General features: G+C 48.7%; 8 protein-coding genes. 3 read left to right on the forward strand and 5 right to left on the reverse strand.

The annotated features are described in order from the left end of the window. Positions 1–98: 98 nt before the first annotated feature. Positions 99–3374 carry a DNA polymerase III subunit alpha gene (gene dnaE / locus CHH53_RS16805; protein WP_095217290.1) on the reverse strand — a complete coding sequence of 1092 codons (3276 nt, stop codon included), beginning with the start codon at positions 3372–3374 and terminating at the stop codon, positions 99–101. A gap of 126 nt (positions 3375–3500) precedes the next feature. On the opposite strand from dnaE, the gene ytrH reads away from it, so the two are divergent. Both ytrH and ytrI read left to right on the forward strand, forming a co-directional pair. Continuing rightward, entirely contained in the window at positions 3501–3833 is a 333-nt protein-coding gene (ytrH, locus tag CHH53_RS16810) for a sporulation membrane protein YtrH (RefSeq protein ID WP_093728189.1), read from the forward strand. Then, positions 3833–4336, forward strand: coding sequence for a sporulation membrane protein YtrI (gene ytrI, locus CHH53_RS16815; protein WP_095217291.1), 504 nt, complete (start codon positions 3833–3835; stop codon positions 4334–4336). Before ytrH ends, ytrI begins: the two co-directional genes overlap by 1 nt. On the opposite strand, the gene CHH53_RS16820 is transcribed toward ytrI, so the two are convergent. The 3 genes from CHH53_RS16820 to CHH53_RS16830 form a co-directional block, all read right to left on the reverse strand. Next, positions 4333–5274, reverse strand: a complete 942-nt coding sequence (locus tag CHH53_RS16820; protein ID WP_095217292.1) for a DHH family phosphoesterase — start codon at positions 5272–5274, stop codon at positions 4333–4335. The two genes, ytrI and CHH53_RS16820, sit on opposite strands and share 4 nt — an antisense overlap. A gap of 20 nt (positions 5275–5294) precedes the next feature. After that, complete coding sequence (locus tag CHH53_RS16825; protein WP_095217293.1) at positions 5295–6611, reverse strand: DRTGG domain-containing protein; 1317 nt, start codon at positions 6609–6611, stop codon at positions 5295–5297. Positions 6612–6793: 182 nt separating this feature from the next. After that, positions 6794–7474, reverse strand: coding sequence for a metal-dependent hydrolase (locus tag CHH53_RS16830; RefSeq protein WP_095217294.1), 681 nt, complete (start codon positions 7472–7474; stop codon positions 6794–6796). A 103-nt stretch (positions 7475–7577) separates the two neighbouring features. On the opposite strand from CHH53_RS16830, the gene CHH53_RS16835 reads away from it, so the two are divergent. Next, positions 7578–8675, forward strand: a complete 1098-nt coding sequence (locus CHH53_RS16835; RefSeq protein WP_095217295.1) for a M24 family metallopeptidase — start codon at positions 7578–7580, stop codon at positions 8673–8675. A gap of 49 nt (positions 8676–8724) precedes the next feature. Here CHH53_RS16835 and ald read toward each other — a convergent pair whose 3' ends face one another. Beyond that, positions 8725–9837, reverse strand: a complete 1113-nt coding sequence (ald, locus tag CHH53_RS16840; protein ID WP_095217296.1) for an alanine dehydrogenase — start codon at positions 9835–9837, stop codon at positions 8725–8727. Positions 9838–9956: the final 119 nt, after the last annotated feature.

Genomic DNA, 9956 nt, shown 5'->3' on the forward strand with positions numbered 1-9956 from the left:
ACATATTTTATCATCCTTTGTGTAATTTATGACATGACGGTCTGTGCAGACGTTTACTCATTATAGGGACATCTTTCAGCTCTGTAAAGGAAGGCGAATCATCCATGACCCGACACAGCGACATTCTCCTTGCCGAAACGCTTCCTTAGCTCTCCCAGGGTCCGTTGATTCAGCTCAAGATGATATGCTTCGGAAAGCTGATAGCTTTTACGCGTCTCCTTGTGGACCACAATGACTGGAACATTGCCTGGATGCTGCTTGGAGCATTCACGGACTATTTCAAGAACTTCCTCTTCATCAATATCATCATACCTGATGAAAAGCCGCTCCTTGCTATGTTCAAGCATATCTTCCCGGAATTGCCGCCCTTCCTGTAAAATCAGCTGTCTTTCCCCATTTCTTTCCTCCAGCCTGCCGGTCAAATCAAGCAGTGCTTCTTCTTCCAGGAAACGGCCGACCTGCCGATGCAAATCCGGAAATACAACAGCTTCCATTTCACCGGTTTCGTCACCGAGAGTGAGGAACGCCATCGGCTGTCCCTTTTTGGTCCTGATGGTCCGCTGGTGAAGCAGGACAGCAGCCAATCGCACTTGTTTTTTCAATGGCAGCGTTTCAAGCTGCTGTATTGTAATATGACCACTGCTGCGGAGATCACCCCGATAGCTTGCGAGTGGATGGCTGGAAATATACAAGCCCAGAACTTCTTTTTCGTGCCTTAATGTCTTCATCGGCGAAAAGGGCTCCTGCTCGGCATAAGCAGCTTCGAATTCCACTTCCCCCAACAGCGACGGCTGCTCGTACAATTCCTTGAACAGTTCCGCCTGCTCCATCGCATTGTCTATCGTAGCCAGGACTGCAGCTCTGTTATCATTCATATCATCGAAGGCACCGGCTAAAACGAGCTGCTCCAATGCCGATTTATTCAAGGAGACCCGAATGCAGAAATCGAAGAGATGCTTGAACGGACCGTCTTTTCGAGCCTGTATGATAGCTCGGGCCACTTGGGCCCCAATGCCCTTGATCGCCAGCAAGCCCATCCTGATGTTCTTGTTCTCTACCGTATATTTACCGAAGCTTTTATTGATGGACGGACCCAAAACCTTAATACCGCTGTCAGCAGCTTCCCGCATATACTGACGGATTTTCTCAGGCTGGTTTGCAACGCCGCTCATCAATTCAGCAAAAAAGTTAGCAGGGAAATGCGCCTTCAAATATGCCAGCTGATAGGCAAGAAAGCTATAGGCGACGGCATGGCTGCGATTGAAGCCATAGTTGGCAAACTTCACGATCCAGGAAAATACTTCCCTGGCAGTATCGGCGCTGTATCCATTTTCTATACAGCCGGATAGGAAGCGGTTTTCTTCTTTGGCCAATACATCGGCATCTTTTTTACTGACTGCCCGACGGAGCAAATCTGCCTCTCCCAGCTTATAGCCCGCCATGGAAGCGGCAATTTGCATAATTTGCTCTTGATAGACGAGCACACCATATGTTTTCTCCAAAATCGGGGTCAGATTGGCGTGTGGATAACTGATCGTTTCCTGTCCGTGCTTCCGCCGGATGAAAACGGGAATATAACTCATCGGACCCGGCCGGTACAAAGCGTTGACTGCAACGATATCTTCGAATGCAGATGGTTTCAGCTGCCGCAGCACCTGCTTCATGCCGCTTGATTCAAATTGGAACACACCATTCGTGCGCCCTTCACGGAACAGGCGGAAGGTTGCTTCATCATCAAGCGGGACGGCATCCATATCCGGCTTCTTCGGCAAGCCATTGAGGACATGATCCATCAGCGTCAAATTACGTAGACCGAGAAAATCCATCTTCAACAAACCAAGCTGTTCCAATTCCTTCATGGCAAATTGGGTCAGCGCCACCTCATCGTGCCCTGATGCAAGCGGGACTGTTTTCACTAGCGGGTCGGCGCTGATGACGATACCTGCAGCATGTGTCGATACATGACGCGGCAGCCCCTCCAGTTTGACACCGATCCGGAACAGCCGCTTCAGCTGTTCGGAATCCCTGACATAGGCTGTGAGTTCCTCCGAAGCACGCAGACCGGCAGATAAAGAGGATATATTATGCGGAATCATTTTAAGCAGATAGGCGGCATCTGCCTGCGGAATCTCCATCGTCTTGATCAACTCCCGGAGGAGAGATCGGGCGGCAAAGGTGCCGAATGTAATGATTTGCGCCACATGATCCGAGCCATATTTGCTGTGCACATAACGAATGACCTCGTCCCTGCGATAATCAGAGAAATCAATATCGATATCCGGCATGGAGATCCTTTCCGGGTTCAGGAATCGCTCGAACAAAAGACCATAGGCCAGCGGATCCACCGCGGTTATACCAAGCACATAGGCAACGAGGGATCCCGCTGCCGATCCCCTTCCCGGCCCTACCCGGATACCGTGTTCCTTCGCATAGCGGACAAAATCCCAAACGATGAGGAAGTAATCACTGAAGCCCATATCCTTGATTACGCCAAGTTCATAATCCAGTCTCTCTTTGGCATCCTGCCGATCCCTGTATAAATCCTTTAGGCGCTGCTCGCAGATTTCCCTTAAATAGGTCTCGGCATTCCTGCCGCGGGGAACCGGATATGCCGGCAAATGACGCTGGTCGAACTGCAGCTGGATTGTACAGCGCTCTGCTATGGAACCCGCTTCGAGCAGCGCCTCTTTCCATAAAGCACTATCGGAAAGCTGCTCCATTTCTTCACGGGTGCGCAAATGGTGCAGCAATCCTTGAGACGATTGTGCCGGCTCCCAGCTTGCTCCCTCCTCTATTGCAAGCAGACAATGATAGGCATCCATATCCTCTTCCTGCAAATAGCGGACATCGCCAGTAGCCGCAAAGCGAAGTGCGTGTTCGTGCTGCCAATCGGCCAGCATTCGATCATCGAGGTAACGCACTTCATCCGGACTGATACCAGCATACAGCCTCTCACCGAATATGGATCGCCATGGTTCCACCTGCAATTGGATCATCGTGTGCGTCGGGATGATGGCGATGACTCCATTCGCATATGCTTGCAGGGAAGCAAGCGGCAAGTGCGGGATTTTGTTCGTTTGAAGATATGTACTTAATTCCGCCAAATGCTGATAACCGATATCATTTTCAGCCAGCAAGAGTGTTTTCACCACCTGCCCCTCTGCCTCGATAGGAGCATGGATACCAATGATCGGCTTTATACCGGCATCCAAGCACGCTCGGTAAAACGGCACAACGCCATACATGACACTGTCATCCGTCAGTGCAAGTGCGTCAAAGCCTGCTTCTTTGGCCTTCTTTACTAGTTGTGGAATTTTAATTGTACTTTGATAGAAGCTGTAGCTGCTTCTGATTTGCAGATGCGTAAACGCCATACATCATTACCGTCCTTTTTTACACTCTCTCCATTATATACGAATTCCGGCATACATTGAAATGACTAACATAACTTGTCCGCTGCTGCCATAGGGTAGAAAAAGAACATGAAAAGGAGTCTCAGCATGGAAGAACGCGTAATCATTTCAATGATGCACTGCTATTTCATCGCGCTCGGTGTAATGATCGGAGGGTGCTTCATCGGCAGCATCGGAGCCTTCGCTACCGGCGAACCGCCGCTGACCGCCATCAAACGCATCTCCAACGGCATCCGGATTTGGGCAATCATCGCTGCGATCGGCGGGACATTCGACGCTATCAGTAATTTTGAAAAAGGAATATATCAGGGAGCAACCTTTGACGTCATTAAACAGATCCTGATCATTGTCGCTGCCATGGGCGGCGTTAAAACGGCACTGTTGATCATAGGATGGTTCATCCAGGAGGATATCTCCTGATGCGGATACCGCCGATTTATAAGCAAAGCGGCTGGCAGCGGTTCTTGGTTGGCTTTTTCCTTGGCGGTATCATTTCCTATTTTGTCTTTTTATTCATGTACGGGACCCTTTATGAAGACTGGGTGAAAGAAAAAGTGGAAATGGAAGGGACAATCCATGACTTGGAACGGGATATCGAAGTATTGAAGGATAATAATGAAGAAATGAATGAACTGCAGCAGGAAGGACTTCTAATCGATGAAATCACCGTTGATTTGGAAACGGATGAGAGCCTGGAGCTGGACAAACTGATTGAGCACGAGCTGAAAGAAGCAATCAAGGAGGAGGCACGGCATATGATCGGCCGCAGTGTAAACGGCGCCATCCAAAGCACCCCGTTATTGCTGGGGGCAATCGAGAATAAGGTTTATGAGGTGGACAGTTTCCGGTTCAAGGTCGCTGTCAAGCAGCTGATCATATCCGAGATCCTCTACTTGACAGTGACAGTGGAGACGGATGCTTAATTCACCTCGAAATGACGGCAGATTTCCTGCAAATCCCGCTCAAGCTTGGCAGCTTCATCCCAGCTGTAAACAGTTGCACCGGAAGCAAATACGTGGCCGCCGCCATTATACTTACCGGCCAAGCCATTGATCACAGGTCCTTTTGAGCGGACGCGCACCCGGATTTGATCTTCCTCTTCCACAAAAAAAAGCCAGGCCAGCACACCTTCGATATTGGCAATCGTACCGACAAGCTGACTCGTCTCCAAAGAAGTCACTCGGTAGGATGCCAGGATATCTTTTGTAAGGCGGATGGCACAGACACCGGTTTCATGCAAGGTAAAGTTCTGCAGGATATAACCTTGCAGTCTGGCGACATCCTGACGGGACGCATACAGTCTTTCATATAATTTCGTCCGGTCGAATGGATACTTGATCAATTCCCCTGCATAATGGAATGTCTTCTCACTCGTCGATGGGAATAAAAAGCGACCCGTGTCACCGACTATACCTGCATATAACAGCATCGCCCCCCGAGTCGTCAGCTTCAGTTCAGGATGGGATGCATACAGCTCGTATACCATTTCGCTTGTTGAACTCGCAGTTGGAACAACCCATTGGATATCTCCATAGCGGTCCACTTCCGGATGATGATCGATTTTGATGATTTCCTTGGCAAGCTTGTATCTTTGATCTGAAATACGAGGCTGGTTTGCAGCATCACAGATAATGACAAGCGCATCTTCAAATACGTTATCTGAAATCGTATCCATCTCCGCCAAAAAAGTCAAAGATGGGTCCTCATCCCCTACGATCCAAACCTGCTTATCAGGAAAGGATGCCTTGATGATTTCACCCAAGCCTCCCTGGGATCCGTATGCATCCGGATCCGGCCGGACGTGCCGCTGAATGATGATTGTGTCGTATGCTTTGATTCTTTCCAGGATTCTATCGTGCATCATATCCCCTCCATGCATGCTCAGCGATCCAATAGCTGTGCCATGAGCAGCGCCTTTGCAACTAATGTCTTCTTGTTACTATACACTTCCACATCCATTTTTGCCAGCTTCCGTCCAACCTCCAGGATACGGGGTTTGATCAGGATCGTACTATCCAGCTGGATGGGACGCAGAAAGTAGACGGATATGTTATCCACCACCATATCCCCCTTTTTCATCTTCCGGACAAAACGCCTGCTCGCTTCGGTGACGAACGTTGTCAGGACTCCGGTGGATAAGCTGCCCAGCTGATTCGTCATTTGCGGCGTCACCTTCCCTTGAAATACGATGTCCTGCTCCTCATCCTCCAGCAAATCGATTTCCCTGGTCACCAAATCTTCGATCGTTTCCCCGATTTGGGGCTGAAGCTGGATTTGCTGAAGCGCTTTAAGGACGTCCTGTCTGGAGATCAAGCCCTGCAGTTTATGCTGCTGATCGACAACAGGGATGATTTCGATACCTTCCCAAACCATCATATGTGCCGCATATGCAAGCGTGGTATGCTTTTGGACTGTCAGCGGGTTTTTCGTCATTGCTTTTGCGACTGACTGCTGCCGGTCTTTATTGATGATATCCTTTGATGTGACCATTCCCGTCACTTTTGTTGCACCATTTGTCACCGGATAGCGTGTATGTGTTGTTTCTTCATTGAATCGATACCATTTTTCGAGCGTATCGGTTTCCTGTAAATAATATGTATGCTGCAATGGCGTATATATATCTTCCACTACGATGATCTCTTTTTTGATCATCTGATCGTAAATGGCCCGGTTGATCAGTTCCGCTACCGTAAATGTGTCATAGCTCGTCGATATGACAGGCAATTCCTTTTCATCTGCCAGCCTCTTGATTCGATCATCGGTGTCAAACCCTCCTGTTATAAGGACAGCCGCTCCTTCTTTGATGGCCAGTTCATGTGCTTCGATCCGATTCCCGACAATCAGCAAGGCATCCTTTTGGGTATAGCGCATCATAGCGTCAAGCTCCATCGCACCGATGACGAATTTATTCAGAGTCTTATGCAGGCCGCCTCTGCCTCCAAGCACTTGACCATCCACGATACCGATGATTTCCGCAAAAGAAAGGCGGTCAAAATTATCCCTGATCTTAGTCTCGATCCTTACTGTCCCTACGCGTTCTATCGTACTGACAAGTCCTTTATTCTCCGCTTCTTTGATGGCGCGGTATGCCGTCCCCTCACTTACATTCAATTCCTTGGCGATTGCCCGTACGGATATCTTCCCGCCCACAGGGAGGTTCTCAATATATTTAATTATCTGGTCATGTTTTGTCGACATTCCTTCACCATGCTCTCATCTGTACTAGTCTTTATTTTTCTATTGTTATTGTACAGTTTTTACGTAAAGGTTTCAATTTCAGATGAAAAATAGCTAATCTCCTAGCAAAATACGACAAAATACAAATTCACTTACTATAACAGATAAAAAAACAACACCCTTTCAAAAGGGTGCTGTTTTCTTTAGATAGTGATCGATTGTCCTGGTTCCAGATGGATACCTTGGCCAGGTTTTACTTTTTCAGCAAATGCCGCTCCGTCCTGTTCGATCAACGGGAACGTATTGTAATGGATCGGAATGACTTTCTTTGCCTTGACCCATTCAGCGGCAATCAGTGCATCCTCAGGTCCCATTGTGAAATTATCCCCTATCGGGAGCAATGCCACATCGATGTCGTTCATCTCTCCGATCATTTTCATATCAGAGAATAAACCTGTATCCCCAGCATGATAGATCGTTTTGCCTTCTGCGGTGAACAGGATCCCCGTCGGCATCCCCATATAGTGGGTATTGCCGTCTTCGTCTGTAATGGCACTGCTGTGGAATGCCTGTGTCAGTTTCACACGTCCGAATTCGAATTCATGCGCTCCGCCGATTCCCATTGGATGTGTTTTCAATCCCTGGTTCCCTAAGTATACCGCCAATTCGTTCGGTGCCACGACAAGTGCGCCGGTCCGTTTGGCAATCGAAACTGTATCTCCCACATGGTCGTTATGACCGTGTGTCAGGAGAATGACATCTGGATTAACATCTTCTGCATGTAAATCACATGTACCATTTCCAGTGATGAATGGGTCGATCAAAATCGTATGTTTTTCTGTGACAATCTGTACGACAGCTTGTCCATGGAATGATATTTTCAAGTCTACAACCCCTTTTTCATTTTTTCGCATTTAGTGTACCACAGTTGTATACGGAAGAAACGTGATACGTTTTTTGCTATACTGGGATAAAGGAGGTTTTTTCATGCAACACAGAATCGATACGTTACTACAGAACCTAAAGGATGACAGCACCGACAGCGTGTTCATCACCTCCATGGAGAACGTGTATTATGTGAGCAATTATTATACAGATCCGCATGAACGGCTGGTAGCCGTCTTCGCAGATCAAAAGGATGCACCGCTGCTCATATTGCCGGCAATGGAGAAAGAAGATGCCCTTCAAGCAGGCTGGAAGGAAGAGATGCTTACATATCATGATCATGAGGATGTCTGGCAGCTATTGAAGGACTACCTGAAGGAGCGAGGCAGGACCCCTGCATCCATGGGAATCGAAAAGGACCATATGTCCGTGATTCGATTGGAAATGCTGCAGCAGATACTGCCGGATACGACATTCGCGAATGCAACGGAGCTTCTGCAGAACCTGCGGAACATCAAAGACAAAAAGGAATATAATCTGCTGAAGCAAGCAGCTGTATTGGCAGATTTCGGTGTCAGGAAAGGCATTGAAGCGATTGCAGCCGGAAAAAGCGAACTGCAGATTGTGGCCGAGCTTGAATATGCCTTGAAGCAAGAAGGTGTGACGAGCATGTCATTTGCGACCACGGTCCTTTCCGGTGCAAAAACAGCTTCCCCTCACGGAACTCCGGACAGCAAACAGATTGCACCTGGCGACCTTGTCTTATTCGATTTAGGAGTCATATACGAGGGTTACTGCTCAGATATCACCCGCACGGTTGCCTATAAGCATGCAACTGCCGATCAGCAGCACATCCACGATACTGTACGCATCGCCCTTGAAAAAGCCACAGCAGCATCACGTGTCGGTACAGCCATAGCCGAGATTGATAAAGCTGCGCGAGGGCACATCGAACAAGCTGGGTACGGGGAATATTTCACACACCGTGTCGGGCATGGCTTGGGAATCGGCGTACATGAATTCCCTTCCTTGTCGAGCAACAATACCCAGCCTATGCAGGAGGGTATGTGCTATACCATCGAGCCTGGCATCTATTTACCTGGAGTCGGCGGTGTCCGAATAGAGGATGATATCTTCCTTACGAAGAATGGACCGGATGTACTGACGGCTTATCCACGCGAATTGCAAATCATTGGTTGATACAAAAACACAAGAGCACCTGCCCAAAGCAGGTGCTCTTGATTTATATCTAAAGCAGTGCAGCAGCTGATTTATAAGCCAGCCCATGCGCATCCGCCACAGCTTCATAGGTCACAAAGCCTTCTAGCGTATTGATCCCTTTTGTGAGCGCCGGATTATCCAGGCACGCTTTCCTATAGCCTTTATTCGCAAGCTGCAGCGCATAAGGAACCGTCACATTTGTCAGGCCGATCGTGGAAGTGCGGGGAACGGCGCCAGGCATATTGGCGACGGCATAATGCAGCACATCATGCTTCGTATAGGTCGGATTATCATGGGTTGTGATTTTATCCGTGGTTGCAAAAATACCTCCCTGATCAATCGCGACATCGACGACGACAGATCCTGGTTTCATGCTGGCTATCATCTCTTCCGTAACGAGCTTCGGTGCTTTGGCACCCGGTATGAGGACAGCACCGATGACAAGATCTGATTCTTTGACCGATTCGGCTATATTCAGCGGATTGGATACAACGGTATTGATCGAGCTGCCGAATAAATCGTCAAGATCCCGGAGACGCTGCGGGCTCAAATCAACTATCGTGACATCCGCTCCAAGTCCGATGGCAATCTTGGCTGCGTTCGTTCCGACTACACCGCCGCCAATGATCGTGACCTTGCCTCGCTTCACTCCTGGTATGCCAGACATCAGGATCCCGCTTCCCCCATAGGGTTTCTCCAGGAATTGTGCGCCTATCTGTGACGCCATGCGCCCGGCAACCTCACTCATCGGGGTAAGAAGCGGCAGGGATCGATCATCAAGCTGGACCGTTTCATAAGCGATACCCACAACTTTCTTTTCAATCAATGCATTCGTCAAAGAACCTTCCGCCGCGAGGTGCAGATATGTGAACAGGATGAGACCTTCATAGAAATAATCATATTCCTCCGGCAGCGGCTCCTTGACTTTCATGACCATCTCTTTGTTCCACGCATCCGAGGCAGTCGGTACGATGATTGCACCAGCTTGTTCGTATTGCTCATTCGTGAACCCCGAGCCAAGGCCCGCGCCAGTTTCGATAAATACCTCATGCCCCGCTTCATGCAAGAGCGTCACACCGGATGGAGCCATGGCAACGCGGTTTTCATTATTCTTGATTTCCTTCGGTACACCAATCTTCATTCTGCTTACCTCCATTTCATATGTAAGACTAGCTTTCGTCCTCAGTATACCACTGATCCGGCTGTGAAAAATGCAAAAAAAGCCAGTCCCATCAAACTCGGGACCGGCTTTTTTCTTAA

Source organism: Terribacillus sp. 7520-G (genome assembly GCF_002271665.1).
Classification (GTDB): domain Bacteria; phylum Bacillota; class Bacilli; order Bacillales; family Amphibacillaceae; genus Terribacillus.